Below are 19,108 nucleotides of genomic sequence, written 5' to 3'. Positions count from 1 at the left end.
CCGGCCCCCGATCCCGCCCGTTAGCTAGCAGTACAGACGACGACATAGGGGACACAGTGCTCGACGTCAACTTCTTCGACGAGCTGCGCATCGGTCTCGCCACCGCCGACGACATCCGTCAGTGGTCCCACGGCGAGGTCAAGAAGCCCGAGACCATCAACTACCGCACCCTCAAGCCGGAGAAGGACGGGCTCTTCTGCGAGAAGATCTTCGGTCCGCAGCGGGACTGGGAGTGCTACTGCGGTAAGTACAAGCGGGTCCGCTTCAAGGGCATCATCTGCGAGCGCTGCGGCGTCGAGGTGACCCGCTCCAAGGTTCGCCGGGAGCGGATGGGTCACATCGAGCTGGCCGCTCCGGTGACCCACATCTGGTACTTCAAGGGCGTGCCGAGCCGGCTGGGCTACCTGCTGGACCTCGCCCCGAAGGACCTCGAAAAGATCATCTACTTCGCCTCGTACGTCGTGACGAGCGTGGACGCCGAGTCGCGTCACCGTGACCTCTCGACCATCGAGAACGAGATCCTGGCCGAGAAGCGGCAGTCGGAGAACAGCCGCGACTCGGAGATCGAGAAGCGGGCCGCCAAGCTGGAGGCCGACCTGGCCGAGCTGGAGGCCGAGGGCGCGAAGGCGGACGTCCGGCGCAAGGTCAAGGAGGGCGGAGAGCGCGAGATGCGCCAGATCCGCGACCGGGCCCAGCGCGAGATCGACCGCCTCGACGAGGTCCTCGACACCTTCCGCAAGCTGGAGCCGAAGCAGCTCGTCACCGACGAGCTGCTCTACCGCGAGCTGCGCGACCGCTTCGGTGAGTACTTCACCGGCAGCATGGGCGCCGAGGCCATCAAGGCGCTGGTCCAGAACATGGACCTCACCGCCGAGGCGGAGAACCTGCGCGAGACCATCCGCTCCGGCAAGGGCCAGCGGAAGATCCGGGCGCTCAAGCGGCTGAAGGTCGTCGCGGCGTTCCAGAACACCCGGAACTCCCCGCTCGGCATGGTGCTGGACTGCGTCCCGGTCATCCCGCCGGACCTGCGCCCGATGGTGCAGCTCGACGGTGGCCGCTTCGCGACCTCCGACCTGAACGACCTCTACCGCCGGGTGATCAACCGGAACAACCGCCTCAAGCGACTGATCGACCTCGGCGCGCCCGAGATCATCGTCAACAACGAGAAGCGGATGCTCCAGGAGGCCGTCGACGCGCTGTTCGACAACGGCCGTCGTGGTCGCCCGGTCACCGGCCCGGGTAACCGGCCGCTGAAGTCGCTCTCCGACATGCTCAAGGGCAAGCAGGGCCGGTTCCGCCAGAACCTGCTGGGCAAGCGCGTCGACTACTCCGGCCGTTCGGTCATCGTGGTCGGCCCGAAGCTCAAGCTGCACCAGTGCGGCCTGCCCAAGCAGATGGCGCTGGAGCTGTTCAAGCCGTTCGTGATGAAGCGGCTGGTCGACCTCAACCACGCGCAGAACATCAAGTCCGCCAAGCGGATGGTCGAGCGGCAGCGGCCGGTCGTGTGGGACGTGCTGGAAGAGGTCATCGGCGAGCACCCGGTGCTGCTGAACCGCGCGCCGACCCTGCACCGCCTGGGCATCCAGGCCTTCGAGCCGCAGCTGGTCGAGGGCAAGGCCATCCAGATCCACCCGCTGGTCTGCACCGCGTTCAACGCCGACTTCGACGGTGACCAGATGGCGGTCCACGTGCCGCTGTCCGCCGAGGCCCAGGCCGAGGCGCGGATCCTGATGCTGTCGTCGAACAACATCCTCAAGCCGGCCGACGGCAAGCCCGTCACCATGCCCACCCAGGACATGGTGATCGGCCTCTACCACCTCACCCACCTCACCCCGGGTGGCACGGGCGAGGGCCGGGCGTTCAGCTCGGACGCCGAGGCGCGGATGGCGTACGACAACGGCGAGCTGCACCTGCAGACCCCGGTCAAGATCCGACTGCACGACGTGGTCGGCGTCGACAACGGCGCCGGCGCCGAGCCGTGGACCGCGCCCGAGGGCTGGGTCGAGGGCGAGCCGGTGACGGTGGAGACCACGCTGGGCCGGGTCCTGTTCAACGAGACGCTGCCCCCGGGCTACCGCTTCGTGAACTACGAGATCCGCAAGGGCCAGCTCTCCGCGATCGTCAACGACCTCGCCGAGCGCTTCCCGAAGGTGGCCCTGGCGGCCACCCTGGACGGGCTCAAGGAGGCCGGTTTCCACTGGGCCACCTGGTCCGGCGTCACCATCGGCATGGAGGACGTCATCGCTCCGCCGCGCAAGCGGGAGATCCTGGAGCGGTACGAGAAGGAAGCCGACCGGATCGACAAGCAGTACCAGCGTGGTCTGATGACCGCCGAGGAGCGCCGCGGCGAGCTGATCGAGATCTGGACCAAGGCGACCAACGAGGTCGCCAAGGAGATGGACACCGCGCTGCCGCAGGAGAACCCGCTGTGGAAGATGATCAACTCGGGTGCCCGCGGTAACCTGCTCCAGCTCCGGCAGATCGCGGCGATCCGTGGTCTGGTGGCCAACCCGAAGGGTGAGATCATCCCGCGGCCGATCAAGGCCTCGTACCGGGAGGGTCTGTCCGTGCTGGAGTACTTCATCTCCACGCACGGTGCCCGTAAGGGCCTCGCGGACACCGCCCTGCGTACCGCCGACTCGGGTTACCTGACCCGGCGTCTGGTGGACGTCTCGCAGGACGTCATCATCCGCGAGGAGGACTGCGGCACCGACCGGGCCATCCCGATGCAGATCGGCGAGCGGGTCGACGGCAAGCTGGTCGTGCACGAGCACGCCGAGACCAGCGTGCACGCCCGGACGCTGGCCGACGACATCAAGGGGCCGGACGGCACCGTGGTGGCCCACCGCGGCCAGGACATCAACTCGATCGGCGTCGACGCGATCGTCGCCGCCGGCGTGGAGACGGTGCGGGTGCGCAGCGTGCTCACCTGCGAGTCGAAGCTGGGCGTCTGCGGTGCGTGCTACGGCCGCTCGCTGCCGACCGGCAAGACCGTGGACGTCGGCGAGGCGGTCGGCATCATCGCCGCCCAGTCGATCGGTGAGCCGGGTACGCAGCTGACGATGCGTACCTTCCACACCGGTGGCGTCGCGGGTGAGGACATCACCCAGGGTCTGCCCCGTGTCCAGGAGATCTTCGAGGCCCGGGTGCCGAAGGGTAAGGCGCCCATCGCCGACACCCCCGGCCGCATCCGGATCGAGGACGGCGAGCGGTCCCGCAAGATCGTGGTCATCCCGGACGACGGCAGCGACGAGATCGTCTACGACAAGATCTCGAAGCGGGTCCGGCTCCGGGCGCACGACGGCGACCACGTCGAGGTCGGCGAGAAGCTCACCGAGGGCACCATCGACCCGCACGAGCTGCTGCGCATCCTCGGCCCGCGCGCGGTCCAGGTCCACCTGACCCAGGAGGTCCAGGAGGTCTACCGCTCGCAGGGTGTGCTCATCCACGACAAGCACATCGAGATCATCATCCGCCAGATGCTCAAGCGGGTGACGGTCATCGACTCCGGCTCGACCGAGTTCCTGCCGGGCGTGCTCGTCGACCGGGCGCTGTTCGAGTCGGAGAACCGCCGGCTCGTCGGCGAGGGTGGCGAGCCCGCCGCCGGTCGCCCGGTGCTGATGGGTATCACCAAGGCCTCGCTGGCCACGGATTCCTGGCTGTCGGCGGCCTCCTTCCAGGAGACCACCCGGGTGCTGACGGACGCGGCGATCCACGCCCGCAGCGACTCGCTGATCGGCCTCAAGGAGAACGTGATCATCGGTAAGCTCATCCCGGCCGGTACCGGCATCAGCAAGTACCGCAACGTCCGGGTCGAGCCGACCGAGGAGGCGAAGGCCAAGGTCTACTCGATGACCGGCTACCCGGAGACCGACTACGGCTTCGGGCCGGCCAGCGGCCAGGCGGTGCCGCTGGACGACTTCGACTTCGGGTCGTACCGCTAACCCGCACGAACGACGAGGCCCCCGGCACCCGCCGGGGGCCTCGTCGCGTCCGGGGCCCGGTCGCGCCGGGAGCGGAGGCATGATGGAGACATGACGACCGTGCCCGGGCAGGCGCCCCACGTGCCGCAGGCACACCGCCATCCGCACGACCCGGATCCGGTCCGCTCCACGAAGGCCCGCGCGGTCTTCGCCCTCGGCCTGATCGGGGCGCTGACCGGCTTCTTCGTCGGCGGGGTGGTGCCGTCGGCCATCGCGCTCACGCTGGCCCGGCAGGCGCGCCGGGAGGCGTACGCGTCGGGCGGTTACCTGACCGGCGCCGACTGGCTGCGGCGCGGTGAGCGGCTGGCCCGGATCGGTCTGCTGCTGACCGCCGTGGCGGTGGTGGCCGCGGTGGTGGTCGGGGTGGTCCGGCACGCCGACGCGTCGTTCGGGCACGACTTCGCCCCGAACTTCGACTGACCGGGCGGGGGAGCGGCCCGCGCCGGCCCACCGGTGGTGACCCGCGGCGGTAGCCTGGCCGGTGTCCGCCGCGTGGCGGGTGAGCCAGGTGACAGGAGGACCCCGTGACGGAACCGGCCGCGCCGGGAGGCGACCCGATCCGCCCCGGTGCCGAGCCGGACGCCGCCGCGTCGCCCGGCCCCGACCCGGTCAGCCCGTGGGCCGCGCCGTCCGACCCCCCGCCGTCGAACCCGGGCCCGCCGCCGCACTCCGCCCCGCCGTCGGACCCGTCCGCACCGCCGTTCTACTCGGCCCCGACGCCGGACCCGGCCCCGCCGCACTCCGCGCCGCCCGGTCCCTGGCCGCCGGCGGGACCGTATCCGCCGGGCGGGCACGGTCCGGCGTCCGCGCCGGCCCACCATCCGGGTTCGCGCGGGCCGGGGGCGGCACACCAGCCCGGGCCGTTCGGGCCGGCGTACCCGCCCGGACCGGCCGGGCCCGGGTCGGCGTACCCGCCGGGACAGCACGGGTACGGCGCTCCGGGGGCGGGGTTCGGGGCGTACCCGGGAAGCGAGCCCGGCCACGGCGGCGGGTGGGGGGCGCCGGCGCTCCCGCCGCCCCCGCGCGAGGCGCCCCGGCCGCCGAAACGGGTCGACGCGGTGCCGGGCACCCCGTTCGGGGTGGTGCACCTGGACGTGCCGCCGGTCACCTCCGGGCTGGCGATCGGCTCGCTGATCACCGGCGTCGCCTCGATCCTGGTGTCGCTGCTGGTTCTCTGCTTCGGCATCGCCGGGCCGGACTACGGCGGCGCGTGGGCGGCCGGCGCGTTCACGGTGCTCGGCGCGCTGGCCGGGGTCGGGGCGATCGTGGCCTGGCTGCTCGCCCGCCGGCAGATCCGGCGACCGGCGCCGCCGCCGGCGGTCCGGTTCACCGGTGGCGGCCTGGCCGTGGCGGGGCTGAGCTGCGGCGCGGTGGGGCTGCTGCTGAGCGTGGTCGGGCTCGGGATCGCCCTGGTGGTGCAGATCACGTGACCGCCGGCGCGCCGCTGACCGGTTGAGGGATGTATGTCCGGGTCTTCGGCGCTCATCCGGTGTCGGGGCCGCCGGGCCGTGCGCCGGACGAGCCGGTACACTTGTGGTCGTAGGTGCCTGTCGGGGGCGCACCGGTGATCCGGAACCGACCGTTCGGGGCTGCGATGCAGCCCTCCCGAGTCGATCCGTTTTGACCGGCGCGGCTGTGGTAGGTACTCTTTCCCCTTGCGCCCGGGCTCGCCCGGGCAATGCGTGCGTGCGCTGGAGCCGCTCAGTCGGTGATCGTGTGGTCGCACCACCAAAGACCAAATTCCGGTACGACGCGTCAGCGGTCGGCACCGGGACCGTGACTCGGGCGACACGCCCGACCGCGGGTGCTGGGGCCGCCTCAGGTGACCCCGGCTGGAATGTAGGAGAGCCGTCCATCAGGCCGGCTAGAGCAGACGGCGCGGTCGCCTCGCAGCGGCCGAAGGGAGCGGAGAAACCCGGTGCCCACCATTCAGCAGCTGGTCCGAAAGGGCCGACAGGCCAAGACGACCAAGACCAAGACCCCTGCGCTCAAGGGGTCTCCCCAGCGGCGCGGTGTGTGCACCCGCGTGTACACCACCACCCCGAAGAAGCCGAACTCGGCGCTGCGCAAGGTCGCTCGTGTCAAGCTCAGCAGCCAGATCGAGGTGACCGCCTACATCCCGGGCGTCGGCCACAACCTGCAGGAGCACTCGATCGTGCTCGTGCGTGGCGGCCGTGTGAAGGACCTCCCCGGCGTGCGGTACAAGATCGTGCGCGGCTCGCTGGACACCCAGGGTGTCCGCAACCGCAAGCAGGCTCGCAGCCGTTACGGCGCGAAGAAGGAGAAGAGCTGACATGCCGCGTAAGGGACCCGCTCCGCGGAATCCGCTGGTCGCTGACCCGGTGTACAACTCGCCGCTGGTCACCCAGCTGGTGAACAAGATCCTGCTGCGTGGCAAGCGTCAGCTCGCCGAGCGCATCGTGTACGCCGCCCTGGAGGGCTGCCGCGAGAAGTCCGGCACCGACCCCGTCGTCACGCTCAAGCGGGCGATGGACAACGTGAAGCCGACCCTCGAGGTGCGCAGCCGCCGTGTCGGTGGCGCCACCTACCAGGTTCCGGTCGAGGTCCGGCCGGCCCGCGCGACCACGCTCGGTCTGCGCTGGCTGGTGACCTACTCCCGGGCCCGGCGTGAGAAGACCATGATCGAGCGGCTGATGAACGAGCTGCTCGACGCGAGCAACGGCCTCGGCGCCGCCGTCAAGCGGCGTGAGGACACGCACAAGATGGCGGAGTCCAACAAGGCCTTCGCGCACTACCGCTGGTAACACCTGTGGTTCCGGCGCCCGGATGGGCGCCGGAACCAACCACCAGTTGTGTCGAGACGACGATAAGTAGGGATTGAAGTGGCCGCCGCAGACGCGCTCGCCAACGTACGCAATATCGGCATCATGGCGCACATCGATGCCGGTAAGACCACTACCACCGAGCGAATCCTGTTCTACACCGGCATCACGTACAAGATCGGTGAGGTCCACGAGGGCGCCGCCGTCATGGACTGGATGGAGCAGGAGCAGGAGCGCGGTATCACCATCACTTCCGCCGCCACGAAGTGCGAGTGGAAGGGCCACACGATCCAGATCATCGACACGCCCGGCCACGTCGACTTCACGGTCGAGGTGGAGCGGTCGCTGCGGGTTCTGGACGGTGCGGTCGCGGTGTACGACGGCGTGGCCGGTGTGGAGCCGCAGACGGAGAACGTCTGGCGGCAGGCGGACAAGTACAACGTCCCCCGCATGTGCTTCGTCAACAAGCTCGACCGGACCGGTGCCGACTTCTTCCGCTGCGTGCAGATGATGATCGACCGGCTCAACGCCACCCCGCTGGTGCTTCAGATCCCGATCGGCCTCGAGGGCGACCACATCGGCGTCGTCGACCTGATCGGCATGCGCGCCCTCACCTGGCGCGGGGAGACCCAGAAGGGTGAGGACTACGCGATCGAGGAGATCCCGGCCGAGCTGGCCGACTCCGCGGCCGAGTGGCGCGAGAAGCTGATGGAGACCCTCGCCGACGTCGACGACTCGGTGATGGAGAAGTACCTGGAGGGCGAGGAGATCTCCGCCGAGGAGACCAAGGCCGCCATCCGCCGGGCCACCATCGCCGGCAAGGCCAACCCCGTGCTCTGTGGTTCGGCGTTCAAGAACAAGGGCGTGCAGCCCATGCTCGACGCCGTCATCGACTTCCTGCCGTCGCCGCTGGACGTTCCGGCGATCGAGGGTACGGCCACCGACGGCGAGACGCCGATGCTGCGGAAGCCGTCCCCCTCCGAGCCGTTCTCCGGCCTGGCGTTCAAGATCCAGACCGACAAGCACCTCGGTAAGCTCACCTACGTCCGGGTCTACTCCGGCGTGGTCGAGTCCGGGTCCCAGGTGGTCAACTCCACCAAGGACCGCAAGGAGCGCATCGGCAAGATCTACCAGATGCACGCCAACAAGCGTGAGGAGCGCGGCTCCGCCAAGGCCGGCGACATCATCGCGGTCCAGGGCCTGAAGCAGACCACCACCGGTGACACCCTGTGCGACCCGGCGAACCCGGTCATCCTCGAGTCGATGACGTTCCCGGAGCCGGTCATCGAGGTGGCCATCGAGCCGAAGACCAAGGCCGACCAGGAGAAGCTCAGCACCGCCATCCAGCGGCTGGCCGAGGAGGACCCGACCTTCCGCGTCAAGCTGGACGACCAGACCGGTCAGACGGTCATCTCCGGCATGGGCGAGCTGCACCTGGACATCCTGGTCGACCGGATGCGCCGCGAGTTCAACGTCGAGGCGAACATCGGTAAGCCGCAGGTGGCGTACCGCGAGACCATCCGCCGCAAGGTGGACAAGGTCGAGTACACCCACAAGAAGCAGACCGGTGGTTCCGGCCAGTACGCCCGCGTGATCGTGAGCCTCGAGCCGCTGCCCATGGGCAACGACTCGCCGACCTACGAGTTCGCGAACGCCGTCACCGGTGGCCGCATCCCGCGGGAGTTCATCCCGTCGGTGGACGCCGGTGCCCAGGACGCCATGCAGTACGGCATTCTCGCCGGCTTCCCGCTGGTGGGTCTCAAGCTGACGCTGCTGGACGGCCAGTACCACGAGGTCGACTCGTCCGAGATGGCGTTCAAGATCGCCGGTTCGATGGTGATGAAGGAGGCGGCCCGCAAGGCCGACCCCGCACTGCTCGAGCCGATGATGGCCGTTGAAGTCACCACTCCGGAGGAGAACATGGGTGACGTCATCGGCGACCTCAACTCCCGGCGGGGCATCATCCAGGCGATGGAGGAGCGCAGCGGCGCTCGCGTCGTCCGGGCACTGGTGCCGCTGTCGGAGATGTTCGGCTACGTCGGCGACCTGCGGTCGAAGACCCAGGGCCGGGCTAGCTACAGCATGCAGTTCGACTCCTACGCCGAAGTGCCGCAGAGCGTGGCGAAGGAGATCATCGCCAAGGCGACGGGTGAGTGACGCTCACCCCGAGCTGACCCGATGATCCGAGGGCGGTCGCGGGAGGGATCTCCCACCCGCGGCCACCTCGGTCGGGTTGTGTGAATCCGGGCCTGTAGGCTTCATCGCCGCAGAACCCACAAAGGCTATCCGGCCGTCAGGCCGGAAAGGCTGTCGACAGAGTCCTACGCGCCGACCGGCGCACCGGGGCGAACGAACCAAGAAAGTCCACCAGGAGGACACCAGTGGCGAAGGCGAAGTTCGAGCGGACTAAGCCGCACGTCAACATCGGCACCATTGGTCACATCGACCACGGTAAGACGACGCTGACGGCGGCCATCACGAAGGTCCTGCACGACCAGTACCCGGACCTGAACCCGTACACGCCGTTCGACGAGATCGACAAGGCGCCGGAGGAGAAGGCCCGCGGCATCACGATCTCGATCGCACACGTCGAGTACCAGACCGAGGCGCGTCACTACGCGCACGTCGACTGCCCCGGTCACGCCGACTACATCAAGAACATGATCACCGGTGCCGCGCAGATGGACGGCGCGATCCTGGTGGTGGCGGCGACCGACGGCCCGATGCCGCAGACCCGCGAGCACGTGCTGCTGGCCCGTCAGGTCGGTGTGCCGTACATCGTCGTGGCGCTCAACAAGAGCGACATGGTCGACGACGAGGAGCTCCTGGAGCTCGTCGAGCTCGAGGTCCGCGAGCTGCTGTCGGCGCAGGAGTACCCGGGTGACGACCTGCCGGTCGTCCAGGTCTCCGCGCTGAAGGCGCTCGAGGGCGACCCGGTCTGGACCGAGAAGCTGCTCGAGCTGATGAGCGCGGTCGACACCGCGATCCCGCAGCCGGAGCGCGAGACCGAGAAGCCGTTCCTCATGCCCGTCGAGGACGTGTTCACGATCACCGGTCGTGGCACCGTCGTCACCGGTCGTGTCGAGCGTGGCGTGCTGCTCCCGAACGAGGACGTCGAGGTCGTCGGCATCCGCGAGAAGGGCTTCAAGACCAAGGTCACCGCGATCGAGATGTTCCGGAAGACCCTGGACGACGCCCGCGCAGGCGAGAACGTCGGCCTGCTGCTGCGTGGCACCAAGCGCGAGGACGTCGAGCGCGGCATGGTCGTCATCAAGCCGGGCAGCAACACCCCGCACACGGAGTTCGAGGCGACGGTCTACATCCTCTCCAAGGAGGAGGGTGGCCGCCACACCCCGTTCTTCCAGAACTACCGCCCGCAGTTCTACTTCCGGACCACGGACGTCACCGGCGTCGTCACGCTGCCCGAGGGCACCGAGATGGTCATGCCGGGCGACAACACCACCATGTCGGTGAAGCTGATCCAGCCCATCGCCATGGAGGACAACCTGAAGTTCGCGATCCGCGAGGGTGGTCGTACGGTCGGCGCGGGTCGCGTCACCAAGATCGTCAAGTGAGCTGGGTAACCCCGATTAGCGTCGCCGCCGGTCGTGCGGCATACTAGTCAGGTTGCGTAACGACGGTCGGTCACCTGCGTCCGGTTGAGGCTGGACCTCCGGGAGTCAGATCGTTTCGCGTGGGGTGGTTGATCGCCATCGGCGGTCAACCACCCTCGCGCGGCGTCCAGGTCGCGGTCACCGCGATCGGCGCCATGACCCACCGCGCGGTCAGAGAATCGCTCCGGAGCCTCGGGGCGGAGCCTGGTCCACGGGCGCGACACGCCCGACCGCGGGGGTCGGCGGAAGTGGGCCTGTACCAGCCGGTACAGGTGCCCGCGACACAGCGGCATCGAGAGAAGGAACAGAAGCCACCATGGCGGGACAGAAGATCCGCATCCGGCTCAAGGCCTATGACCATGAGGTCGTCGACTCCTCGGCTCGGAAGATCGTCGAGACGGTGACGCGTACCGGGGCGCAGGTCGCTGGCCCGGTGCCGCTGCCCACGGAGATCAACCGTTTCTGCGTCATCCGCTCGCCGCACAAGTACAAGGACTCGCGCGAGCACTTCGAGATGCGCACGCACAAGCGTCTGATCGACATCATCGACCCGACCCCGAAGACGGTCGACTCGCTCATGCGCCTCGACCTGCCGGCTGGCGTCGACATCGAGATCAAGCTGTAGGGATCGATCAAATGGACAGGCAAGTCAAGGGGATCCTGGGCGCCAAGCTCGGCATGACCCAGGTCTGGGACAACAACAAGGTCGTCCCCGTGACCGTGGTCGAGGCCGGCCCGTGCGTCGTGAGCCAGGTTCGTAGCGCCGACAAGGACGGCTACGCCGCCGTTCAGCTCGCCTACGGGGCCATCGACCCGCGCAAGGTCAAGAAGCCGGTCGCCGGGCACTACGCCAAGGCGGACGTCGCGCCGCGTCGGCACATCGTCGAGCTGCGCACCGCCGACGCCGCGGACTACGCGCCGGGCCAGGAGGTCACGGTCGACGCGTTCCCGGTCGGCGCCGTGATCGACGTGACCGGCAAGACCAAGGGCAAGGGCTACGCCGGCCCGATGAAGCGGCACGGCTTCCACGGTCTGCGCGCCAGCCACGGTGTCGAGCGCAAGCACCGCTCGCCCGGCTCGATCGGCGCCTGCGCCACCCCGGGTCGCGTCTTCAAGGGCACCCGGATGGCGGGCCGGATGGGTGGCGTGCGCTACACCGTCCAGAACCTGACCGTCCAGGCGGTCGACACCGAGAACAACCTCCTGCTCGTCCGTGGCGCCATCCCGGGCCCGAAGGGCGCGCTCGTCCTGGTCCGCACCGCGGCCAAGGCGAAGGTGAAGAAGGGCGGTGTGGCCAAGTGACCACCGTTGACGTCCTCAACGTCGAAGGCGGCAAGAGCGGCTCCGTCGAGCTGCCGGCCGACATCTTCGACGTCCAGGCGAACGTCGCGCTGATGCACCAGGTCGTGGTGGCTCAGCTCGCCGCGGCCCGGCAGGGCACGCACAAGACCAAGACCCGCGGTGAGGTCTCCGGCGGTGGCCGGAAGCCTTACAAGCAGAAGGGCACCGGTCGGGCCCGTCAGGGTTCGACCCGCGCGCCGCAGTTCGCCGGCGGTGGCGTGGTCCACGGCCCGACGCCGCGCGACTACAGCCAGCGCACCCCGAAGAAGATGAAGGCCGCCGCCCTGCGTGGCGCCCTCTCCGACCGGGCCCGCGCCGGCCAGGTGCACGTCGTCGAGGCGTTCGTCTCGGGCGAGAAGCCGTCGACCAAGGCGGCCCTGGCCACGCTGACCAAGCTGACCGCCGCCCGCCGGGTCCTGGTCGTGCTGAGCAGCACCGACGAGCTGAACTGGGTGTCGCTGCGGAACCTGCGCAACACGCGGGACAGCCGGGTGCACCTGATCGAGGCCGGCCAGCTCAACACGTACGACGTGCTGGTGGCCGACGACGTGGTCTTCACCAAGGAGGCCCTGGACGAGTTCCTGGGCGTGCCCGCCGAGACCACCGAGGAGGATGGCAAGTGAGCACGATCGCCGATCCGCGTGACGTCATCGTCGCGCCGGTCGTCTCGGAGAAGAGCTACAGCGAGCTGAACCGGAACTGGTACACCTTCCTGGTGCACCCGGACGCGAACAAGACCGAGATCAAGATTGCTATCCAGCAGATCTTCAACGTCCGCGTCCTGACGGTCAACACGCTCAACCGCCAGGGCAAGCGCAAGCGGACCAAGACCGGTTTCGGCAAGCGCAAGGACACCAAGCGGGCGATCGTGAAGCTGGCTGACGGTGACCGTATCGAGGCCTTCGGCGGCCCGGTCAGCTGAGGGGTGTAGACAATGGCTATCCGTAAGTACAAGCCGACGACGCCGGGCCGGCGAGGCTCCAGCGTCGCCGACTTCGCCGAGATCACCCGGTCCACGCCGGAGAAGTCGCTGCTGGCTCCGCTGCCGAAGAAGGGCGGGCGTAACGCCCACGGCCGGATCACCACGCGGCACCACGGTGGCGGCCACAAGCGCCAGTACCGTCTGATCGACTTCAAGCGGGTCGACAAGGACGGCGTGCCGGCGAAGGTCGCCCACATCGAGTACGACCCGAACCGCACCGCGCGCATCGCGCTGCTGCACTACGCCGACGGCGAGAAGCGCTACATCCTCGCGCCGAAGGACCTGAAGCAGGGCGACCGCGTCGAGTCCGGCCCGGGCGCCGACATCAAGCCGGGCAACAACCTGCCGCTGCGCAACATCCCGGTGGGTACCACCATCCACAACGTGGAGCTGCGTCCGGGCGGCGGCGCCAAGCTGGCCCGCTCGGCCGGCGTCGGCATCCAGCTGCTCGGCCGCGAGGGCGCGTACGCGACCCTGCGTATGCCGTCCGGCGAGATCCGGCGGGTCGACGTGCGCTGCCGCGCCAGCGTCGGCGAGATCGGCAACGCCGACCAGTCGAACATCAACTGGGGCAAGGCCGGCCGGATGCGGTGGAAGGGCAAGCGCCCGACCGTCCGTGGTGTCGCCATGAACCCGGTCGACCACCCGCACGGTGGTGGTGAGGGTAAGACCTCCGGTGGTCGCCACCCGGTCAACCCGCAGGGTAAGCCCGAGGGCCGTACCCGTCGTAAGGGCCAGCCGAGCGACCGGCTGATCGTCCGCCGCCGCTACGCCACGCGTAAGCGCGGCTGAGGGAGATAAGACATGCCTCGCAGCCTGAAGAAGGGCCCGTTCGTCGACGACCACCTGCTCAAGAAGGTGGAGACGCAGAACGACAAGGGCTCGAAGAACGTGATCAAGACCTGGTCGCGCCGCTCGACGATCATCCCGGAGATGCTGGGACACACGATCGCCGTGCACGACGGACGCAAGCACGTCCCGGTCTTCGTGACCGAGGCCATGGTCGGGCACAAGCTCGGCGAGTTCGCGCTGACCCGCACGTTCAAGGGTCACGAGAAGGACGACCGGAAGAGCCGCCGGCGCTGACGCCGCGGGCATACGGATAGAGGAACAAGGGGTTACAGCGATGCCAGGAAAGGGCGACGCTCCGGTGCTTCCGGGCGCGCGGGCGGTTGCGCGGCACGTGCGCATCTCGCCGATGAAGGCGCGCCGGGTGGTCAACCTCGTCCGCGGCCTGCCCGCGAAGGAGGCTCTCACGGTGCTGCAGTTCGCGCCGCAGGCTGCGAGCGAGCAGGTGTACAAGGTGCTCGCGAGCGCGATCGCCAACGCGGAGAACAACGAGCGGCTGGACCCCGACGCGCTGCTCGTCAGCGAGGCGTTCGTCGACGAGGGCCCGACGATGAAGCGGTTCCGGCCGCGGGCGCAGGGCCGGGCGTACCGGATCCGCAAGCGGACCTGCCACATCACGGTGGCGGTCGAGGCCGTGGCGCCGGCCGCGCCGAAGAAGTCGGCGAAGAAGGCCGCTCCGGCCAAGCAGGCCGAGCCGGCGCAGGCGCAGAGCACGACGGAGGGTGCCGAGTAATGGGTCAGAAGGTTCACCCCACTGGGTTCCGGCTCGGCATCTCGACCGACTGGAAGTCCCGCTGGTTCGCGGACAAGCTCTACAAGGACTACATCGGCGAGGATGTCAAGATCCGCCGGATGATGTCCAAGGGCCTCGAGCGTGCCGGCATCTCCAAGGTCGACATCGAGCGCACCCGCGACCGGGTCCGCGTGGACATCCACACCGCCCGGCCGGGCATCGTCATCGGCCGTAAGGGTGCGGAGGCCGACCGGATCCGCGGCGAGCTGGAGAAGCTCACCGGCAAGCAGGTCCAGCTGAACATCATCGAGGTGAAGAACCCCGAGTCGGACGCGCAGCTGGTCGCCCAGGGCGTCGCCGAGCAGCTGTCCAGCCGGGTCAGCTTCCGTCGGGCCATGCGCAAGGCGATGCAGTCCGCGATGAAGAACCCGGCCTGCAAGGGCATCCGGGTTCAGGTCTCGGGCCGTCTCGGCGGCGCCGAGATGAGCCGGACCGAGTTCTACCGCGAGGGTCGTGTCCCGCTGCACACGCTGCGGGCCAACATCGAGTACGGCTTCTTCGAGGCCCGTACCACCTTCGGCCGGATCGGCGTGAAGGTCTGGATCTACAAGGGCGACGCCGTGCCGGGCCGTGAGGCCCCGGCCGAGGCCGCCCCGTCGCGCGGCCCGCGCCGTGACCGTGGCGACCGGCCGGACCGGCCGCGTCGTGGCCGGTCGGGCTCGTCGGGTACGACCGCCGGCGGTACCGAGGCCGGGCGTGCTGCCGCGACCACCATCGCGCAGCAGGCGGAGACGCCGGCCGGCGAGCCGGTCGACAGCAGCGCTGTCGCCGCCGCCGCCTCGGCTCCGAACCAGCCGGCAGAACAGCAGCAGGAGGGCTGACAGATGCTGATGCCGCGCAAGCCCCCGAAGGGCTTCCGCAAGCCGCACCACCCGGACCGCAGTGGCGCGTCCAAGGGTGGTAACCGGGTGGTGTTCGGCGAGTTCGGGATCCAGGCTCTCGAGCCGGCGTACGTGACCAACCGTCAGATCGAGTCGGCACGTATCGCGATGACCCGCCACATCAAGCGTGGTGGCAAGGTCTGGATCACGATCTTCCCGGACCAGGCCCTCACCAAGAAGCCGGCCGAGACCCGGATGGGTTCCGGTAAGGGTTCTCCCGAGTGGTGGGTCGCCAACGTCAAGCCGGGGCGGGTCCTCTTCGAGATGTCCTTCCCCAACGAGCAGATCGCGCGAGAGGCGATGCGTCGCGCGATCCACAAGCTCCCGATGAAGTGCCGCATTGTTACGCGCGAAGTGGGTGAATCCTGATGGCAGCCGGCGTCAAGCCCTCCGAGCTGCGTGAGCTCTCCGACGAGGAGCTGGTCACGAAGCTGCGCGAGGCTAAGGCGGAGCTGTTCAACCTCCGCGTGCAGGGCGCGACCGGGCAGCTGGACAACAACCGGCGGCTGCAGGTCATCCGTCGGGAGATCGCCCGGATCTACACGATCATGCGTGAGCGTGAGCTGGGTCTCTCGGCCGCGCCGACTGAGGTGACTGCATCATGAGTGAGAACACCACTACCACCGCCGCCGCGCGGTCCCGCCGTAAGGTGCGCGAGGGCCTCGTGGTCAGCGACAAGATGGACAAGACCGTCGTGGTCGAGGTCGAGGACCGGGTCAAGCACGCGCTGTACGGCAAGATCATGCGTCGTACCAGCAAGCTGAAGGTGCACGACGAGCAGAACTCGGCCGGTATCGGCGACCGGGTCCTGATCATGGAGACCCGGCCGCTCTCCGCCACCAAGCGGTGGCGGCTCGTGGAAATCCTCGAGAAGGCCAAGTAGCGAAGGCTCGAGCTCGGCCGGGATCGGTCGGGCGCAGGTTCCGCCAGGCTCCGGCCGCCCCCGGCGGCCGGAGAACCGGCAGACATAGGAGATAGACGTGATTCAGCAGGAGTCGCGACTGCGCGTCGCCGACAACACGGGTGCCCGGGAGATCCTGTGCATCCGGGTTCTCGGTGGCTCCGGTCGGCGCTACGCGAGCATCGGCGACGTCATCGTGGCCACGGTCAAGGACGCGATCCCCGGTGCCGGTGTGAAGAAGGGCGACGTCGTCAAGGCCGTCGTCGTTCGGACCGCCAAGGAGAGGCGGCGGCCGGACGGGTCGTACATCCGCTTCGACGAGAACGCCGCCGTCATCATCAAGGACGGTGGGGACCCGCGCGGTACCCGTATCTTCGGCCCGGTGGGTCGTGAGCTGCGGGACAAGCGGTTCATGAAGATCATCTCTCTCGCGCCGGAGGTGTTGTGACCGTGAAGGTCAAGAAGGGCGACACGGTCGTCGTCATCGCCGGCAAGGACAAGGGTGCCAAGGGCAAGGTCATCGCGGCCTACCCGCGGCAGGACAAGGTCCTGGTCGAGGGCGTGAACCGGGTCAAGAAGCACACTCGCATCAGCACCACCCAGCGTGGCGCCAAGACCGGCGGCATCGTCACCCAGGAAGCCCCGATCCACGTCTCGAACGTGATGGTCGTGGACTCCGACGGCAAGCCGACCCGCGTCGGCTACCGGATCGACGACAACGGCCAGAAGGTCCGCATCGCGCGTAGCACCGGTAAGGACCTGTGATGACCACGGCTACCGAAACCAAGACCCAGCCGCGCCTCAAGGAGCGGTACCGCAACGAGATCGTGGCCGAGCTGCAGAAGCAGTACAGCTACGGCAACCCGATGCAGGTGCCGCGGATGGTCAAGATCGTCGTCAACATGGGTGTCGGCGAGGCCGCTCGCGACGCCAAGCTGATCGACGGCGCCGTCCGCGACCTGGCCACCATCACCGGCCAGAAGCCGCTGGTCCGGCGGGCCACCAAGTCCATCGCGCAGTTCAAGCTTCGCGAGGGCATGCCGATCGGCGCGAAGGTCACCCTCCGGGGCGACCGGATGTGGGAGTTCCTGGACCGGCTGCTCTCCATCGCGCTGCCGCGTATCCGTGACTTCCGCGGTCTGGACGGGCGCAAGCTCGACGGGCACGGCAACTACACGTTCGGTCTGACCGAGCAGTCGGTGTTCCACGAGATCGACCAGGACAAGATCGATCGCCAGCGGGGCATGGACATCACGGTGGTCACGACCGCCACGACCGACGACGAGGGCCGGGCGCTGCTCAAGCTCCTGGGCTTCCCGTTCAAGGAGAACTGAGATGGCCAAGAAGGCGCTGATCCTCAAGGCGGCCGCGAAGCCGAAGTTCTCGGTTCGCGCGTACACCCGCTGCCAGCGGTGCGGGCGTCCGAAGGCGGTCTACCGCAAGTTCGGTCTCTGCCGGGTGTGCATCCGGGAGATGGCCCACCGCGGTGAGCTGCCCGGCGTGTCCAAGGCTTCCTGGTAATAGCCCGGCGCGCTCCGGCGCGTCAGCTGAACTGTCTCTTCGCCGTAGGCCCCGGGCCCGGCCCGGGGAACCCCGGCGAGAAAGGTTGACGAGTTTTCATGACGATGACCGACCCGATCGCAGACATGCTCACGCGTCTGCGTAACGCCAACCAGGCGTACCACGACCGGGTGACGATGCCCTACTCGAAGATCAAGGCGAACATCGCCGAGGTCCTCAAGGCCGAGGGTTACATCGCCACCTGGTCGGTCGAGGACCCCGAGGAGGGTGCCGTCGGCAAGCGACTGGTCGTCGAGCTGAAGTACGGCCAGAACCGCGAGCGGAGCCTGGCCGGCATCAAGCGCGTGTCCAAGCCCGGTCTCCGGGTGTACGCCAAGTCGGAGGGGCTCCCGCGGGTGCTCGGCGGGCTTGGTGTGGCGATCATTTCGACGTCCCAGGGGCTGCTCACCGACCGGCAGGCCCGCAAGCGGAGCGTTGGCGGGGAAGTCCTCGCCTTCGTCTGGTAACGGGAGACAGGTAGAAATGTCGCGTATTGGACGTAAGTCGATCCCGGTGCCATCCGGCGTCGACATCACGATCGACGGCCAGACCGTCAAGGTCAAGGGCCCCAAGGGCGAGCTGAGCCACGTGCTGGCCGAGCCGATCACGGCGGAGCGCAGCGAGAACGGCGAGCTGCTCGTCAACCGGCCCAACGACGAGCGCAAGGCCAAGGAGTTGCACGGCCTGAGCCGTACGCTGGTGGCCAACATGATCGTCGGGGTGACCGAGGGCTACCGCAAGAGCCTGGAGATCGCCGGCACCGGTTACCGCGTGACCGCCAAGGGCAAGGACCTGGAGTTCGCGCTCGGGTTCTCGCACCCGGTCGTGGTGCCGGCACCGGACGGCATCACCTTCACGGTCGAGCGGCCGACGCTGTTCCACGTGGCCGGCATCGACAAGCAGCAGGTCGGCGAGGTCGCCGCCAACATCCGGAAGATCCGCCCGCCGGAGCCCTACAAGGGCAAGGGCGTGAAGTACCAGGGCGAGGTCATCCGCCGTAAGGCTGGAAAGGCAGGTAAGAAGTGAGCGCCACGCTGCTCAAGCGCCGCCGCGGCGTTGCCGCCAAGCGTGCCGTCGGGCGTGCGCGTCGGCACTTCCGGGTCCGCAAGAACGTCAGCGGCACCGCCGAGCGTCCTCGCCTCGTCGTCACCCGTTCCCTGCGGCACATGGTCGCCCAGGTCGTCGACGACACCAAGGGTCACACCCTGGCGTCCGCGTCGACCATGGACGCCTCGCTGCGCGGCGCCGAGGGCGACAAGAGCGCCCTGGCCGGCAAGGTCGGCGCCCTGCTCGCCGAGCGGGCCAAGGCCGCCGGCGTCTCGAAGGTCGTCTTCGACCGCGGTGGCAACCGGTACGCGGGGCGGGTCGCCGCGCTTGCCAAGGCCGCCCGCGAAGCCGGGCTCGAGTTCTAGAAACCCCGT

General features: G+C 68.7%; 25 protein-coding genes. All 25 read left to right on the top strand.

From position 1 onward, the window contains the following. Nucleotides 1-56: 56 nt before the first annotated feature. The 25 genes from TPA0908_RS14415 to rplR all read left to right on the top strand — a co-directional run bounded on the left by TPA0908_RS14415 (nucleotide 57) and on the right by rplR (nucleotide 19,099). A complete protein-coding gene (locus tag TPA0908_RS14415) occupies nucleotides 57-3,944 on the top strand; it encodes a DNA-directed RNA polymerase subunit beta' (protein WP_281938119.1) in 3,888 nt (1,295 codons plus the stop codon). Nucleotides 3,945-4,034: 90 nt separating this feature from the next. Then, on the top strand, nucleotides 4,035-4,403 hold the full coding sequence (locus tag TPA0908_RS14410) for a hypothetical protein (RefSeq protein ID WP_281938117.1): 369 nt from the start codon (nucleotides 4,035-4,037) through the stop codon (nucleotides 4,401-4,403). Nucleotides 4,404-5,041: 638 nt separating this feature from the next. After that, nucleotides 5,042-5,413: a hypothetical protein gene (locus TPA0908_RS14405; RefSeq protein ID WP_107157495.1), complete on the top strand. Its 372-nt coding sequence runs from the start codon at nucleotides 5,042-5,044 to the stop codon at nucleotides 5,411-5,413. 488 nt (nucleotides 5,414-5,901) lie between these two features. Then, nucleotides 5,902-6,276 carry a 30S ribosomal protein S12 gene (gene rpsL, locus TPA0908_RS14400; protein WP_007465318.1) on the top strand — a complete coding sequence of 125 codons (375 nt, stop codon included), beginning with the start codon at nucleotides 5,902-5,904 and terminating at the stop codon, nucleotides 6,274-6,276. 1 nt (nucleotide 6,277) lies between these two features. Beyond that, nucleotides 6,278-6,748, top strand: a complete 471-nt coding sequence (gene rpsG, locus TPA0908_RS14395; RefSeq protein ID WP_091065767.1) for a 30S ribosomal protein S7 — start codon at nucleotides 6,278-6,280, stop codon at nucleotides 6,746-6,748. A gap of 78 nt (nucleotides 6,749-6,826) precedes the next feature. Beyond that, nucleotides 6,827-8,923 carry an elongation factor G gene (gene fusA / locus TPA0908_RS14390; protein ID WP_107157436.1) on the top strand — a complete coding sequence of 699 codons (2,097 nt, stop codon included), beginning with the start codon at nucleotides 6,827-6,829 and terminating at the stop codon, nucleotides 8,921-8,923. Between the two features lie 224 nt (nucleotides 8,924-9,147). Beyond that, nucleotides 9,148-10,341, top strand: coding sequence for an elongation factor Tu (gene tuf / locus TPA0908_RS14385; RefSeq protein WP_089155259.1), 1,194 nt, complete (start codon nucleotides 9,148-9,150; stop codon nucleotides 10,339-10,341). 355 nt (nucleotides 10,342-10,696) lie between these two features. Next, complete coding sequence (gene rpsJ / locus TPA0908_RS14380) at nucleotides 10,697-11,005, top strand: 30S ribosomal protein S10 (RefSeq protein WP_007073037.1); 309 nt, start codon at nucleotides 10,697-10,699, stop codon at nucleotides 11,003-11,005. Between the two features lie 11 nt (nucleotides 11,006-11,016). Then, complete coding sequence (rplC, locus tag TPA0908_RS14375) at nucleotides 11,017-11,682, top strand: 50S ribosomal protein L3 (protein WP_281938111.1); 666 nt, start codon at nucleotides 11,017-11,019, stop codon at nucleotides 11,680-11,682. Next, entirely contained in the window at nucleotides 11,679-12,344 is a 666-nt protein-coding gene (gene rplD, locus TPA0908_RS14370; protein WP_107157438.1) for a 50S ribosomal protein L4, read from the top strand. The genes rplC and rplD overlap by 4 nt, the downstream gene beginning before the upstream one ends. Then, nucleotides 12,341-12,643 carry a 50S ribosomal protein L23 gene (gene rplW, locus TPA0908_RS14365; RefSeq protein ID WP_107157439.1) on the top strand — a complete coding sequence of 101 codons (303 nt, stop codon included), beginning with the start codon at nucleotides 12,341-12,343 and terminating at the stop codon, nucleotides 12,641-12,643. Before rplD ends, rplW begins: the two co-directional genes overlap by 4 nt. 12 nt (nucleotides 12,644-12,655) lie before the next feature. Further along, entirely contained in the window at nucleotides 12,656-13,495 is an 840-nt protein-coding gene (rplB, locus tag TPA0908_RS14360; protein WP_091065788.1) for a 50S ribosomal protein L2, read from the top strand. 12 nt (nucleotides 13,496-13,507) lie between these two features. Further along, nucleotides 13,508-13,789, top strand: coding sequence for a 30S ribosomal protein S19 (gene rpsS, locus TPA0908_RS14355; RefSeq protein WP_007073032.1), 282 nt, complete (start codon nucleotides 13,508-13,510; stop codon nucleotides 13,787-13,789). Between the two features lie 40 nt (nucleotides 13,790-13,829). Beyond that, the gene (gene rplV / locus TPA0908_RS14350; protein WP_107157440.1) at nucleotides 13,830-14,285 is read left to right on the top strand and encodes a 50S ribosomal protein L22; all 456 of its coding nucleotides are present in this window, start codon (nucleotides 13,830-13,832) and stop codon (nucleotides 14,283-14,285) included. Continuing rightward, the gene (gene rpsC / locus TPA0908_RS14345) at nucleotides 14,285-15,166 is read left to right on the top strand and encodes a 30S ribosomal protein S3 (protein ID WP_107157441.1); all 882 of its coding nucleotides are present in this window, start codon (nucleotides 14,285-14,287) and stop codon (nucleotides 15,164-15,166) included. Before rplV ends, rpsC begins: the two co-directional genes overlap by 1 nt. A 3-nt stretch (nucleotides 15,167-15,169) precedes the next feature. Further along, a complete protein-coding gene (gene rplP, locus TPA0908_RS14340) occupies nucleotides 15,170-15,595 on the top strand; it encodes a 50S ribosomal protein L16 (protein WP_007465292.1) in 426 nt (141 codons plus the stop codon). Continuing rightward, the gene (gene rpmC, locus TPA0908_RS14335) at nucleotides 15,595-15,831 is read left to right on the top strand and encodes a 50S ribosomal protein L29 (protein ID WP_107157442.1); all 237 of its coding nucleotides are present in this window, start codon (nucleotides 15,595-15,597) and stop codon (nucleotides 15,829-15,831) included. The genes rplP and rpmC overlap by 1 nt, the downstream gene beginning before the upstream one ends. Then, nucleotides 15,828-16,109 carry a 30S ribosomal protein S17 gene (rpsQ, locus tag TPA0908_RS14330; protein ID WP_091570077.1) on the top strand — a complete coding sequence of 94 codons (282 nt, stop codon included), beginning with the start codon at nucleotides 15,828-15,830 and terminating at the stop codon, nucleotides 16,107-16,109. The genes rpmC and rpsQ overlap by 4 nt, the downstream gene beginning before the upstream one ends. 97 nt (nucleotides 16,110-16,206) lie before the next feature. Then, nucleotides 16,207-16,575, top strand: a complete 369-nt coding sequence (rplN, locus tag TPA0908_RS14325) for a 50S ribosomal protein L14 (RefSeq protein WP_007465279.1) — start codon at nucleotides 16,207-16,209, stop codon at nucleotides 16,573-16,575. Beyond that, the gene (gene rplX / locus TPA0908_RS14320) at nucleotides 16,572-16,892 is read left to right on the top strand and encodes a 50S ribosomal protein L24 (RefSeq protein ID WP_018217055.1); all 321 of its coding nucleotides are present in this window, start codon (nucleotides 16,572-16,574) and stop codon (nucleotides 16,890-16,892) included. Before rplN ends, rplX begins: the two co-directional genes overlap by 4 nt. Further along, a complete protein-coding gene (gene rplE / locus TPA0908_RS14315; protein WP_107157443.1) occupies nucleotides 16,892-17,461 on the top strand; it encodes a 50S ribosomal protein L5 in 570 nt (189 codons plus the stop codon). The genes rplX and rplE overlap by 1 nt, the downstream gene beginning before the upstream one ends. 1 nt (nucleotide 17,462) lies before the next feature. Continuing rightward, entirely contained in the window at nucleotides 17,463-17,648 is a 186-nt protein-coding gene (locus TPA0908_RS14310; RefSeq protein WP_007073023.1) for a type Z 30S ribosomal protein S14, read from the top strand. Nucleotides 17,649-17,746: 98 nt separating this feature from the next. Next, nucleotides 17,747-18,154 (top strand): 30S ribosomal protein S8, encoded by a 408-nt coding sequence (gene rpsH, locus TPA0908_RS14305; RefSeq protein ID WP_107157444.1) that lies wholly within the window; start codon nucleotides 17,747-17,749, stop codon nucleotides 18,152-18,154. 16 nt (nucleotides 18,155-18,170) lie between these two features. Further along, entirely contained in the window at nucleotides 18,171-18,713 is a 543-nt protein-coding gene (gene rplF, locus TPA0908_RS14300; protein WP_281938103.1) for a 50S ribosomal protein L6, read from the top strand. After that, nucleotides 18,710-19,099, top strand: coding sequence for a 50S ribosomal protein L18 (gene rplR / locus TPA0908_RS14295; RefSeq protein WP_107157446.1), 390 nt, complete (start codon nucleotides 18,710-18,712; stop codon nucleotides 19,097-19,099). Before rplF ends, rplR begins: the two co-directional genes overlap by 4 nt. The last annotated feature ends 9 nt before the right edge of the window (nucleotides 19,100-19,108 follow it).

The sequence above is a fragment of the Micromonospora sp. AKA38 genome (assembly GCF_027925725.1).
Classification (GTDB): Bacteria; Actinomycetota; Actinomycetes; order Mycobacteriales; family Micromonosporaceae; genus Micromonospora.
This window is presented reverse-complemented; position numbering and strand designations above follow the sequence as displayed.

Coding starts and splice junctions, on each gene's coding strand:
- rpsC (WP_107157441.1), top strand. CDS start 14,285: ATGGGTCAGAAGGTTCACCCCACTGGGTTCCGGCTCGGCATCTCGACC.
- TPA0908_RS14310 (WP_007073023.1), top strand. CDS start 17,463: ATGGCCAAGAAGGCGCTGATCCTCAAGGCGGCCGCGAAGCCGAAGTTC.
- rplB (WP_091065788.1), top strand. CDS start 12,656: ATGGCTATCCGTAAGTACAAGCCGACGACGCCGGGCCGGCGAGGCTCC.
- rplE (WP_107157443.1), top strand. CDS start 16,892: ATGACCACGGCTACCGAAACCAAGACCCAGCCGCGCCTCAAGGAGCGG.
- rpsH (WP_107157444.1), top strand. CDS start 17,747: ATGACGATGACCGACCCGATCGCAGACATGCTCACGCGTCTGCGTAAC.
- rpsJ (WP_007073037.1), top strand. CDS start 10,697: ATGGCGGGACAGAAGATCCGCATCCGGCTCAAGGCCTATGACCATGAG.
- rpmC (WP_107157442.1), top strand. CDS start 15,595: ATGGCAGCCGGCGTCAAGCCCTCCGAGCTGCGTGAGCTCTCCGACGAG.
- rpsS (WP_007073032.1), top strand. CDS start 13,508: ATGCCTCGCAGCCTGAAGAAGGGCCCGTTCGTCGACGACCACCTGCTC.
- rpsQ (WP_091570077.1), top strand. CDS start 15,828: ATGAGTGAGAACACCACTACCACCGCCGCCGCGCGGTCCCGCCGTAAG.
- rplP (WP_007465292.1), top strand. CDS start 15,170: ATGCTGATGCCGCGCAAGCCCCCGAAGGGCTTCCGCAAGCCGCACCAC.
- rplC (WP_281938111.1), top strand. CDS start 11,017: ATGGACAGGCAAGTCAAGGGGATCCTGGGCGCCAAGCTCGGCATGACC.
- rplV (WP_107157440.1), top strand. CDS start 13,830: ATGCCAGGAAAGGGCGACGCTCCGGTGCTTCCGGGCGCGCGGGCGGTT.
- rplF (WP_281938103.1), top strand. CDS start 18,171: ATGTCGCGTATTGGACGTAAGTCGATCCCGGTGCCATCCGGCGTCGAC.
- TPA0908_RS14410 (WP_281938117.1), top strand. CDS start 4,035: ATGACGACCGTGCCCGGGCAGGCGCCCCACGTGCCGCAGGCACACCGC.
- rpsG (WP_091065767.1), top strand. CDS start 6,278: ATGCCGCGTAAGGGACCCGCTCCGCGGAATCCGCTGGTCGCTGACCCG.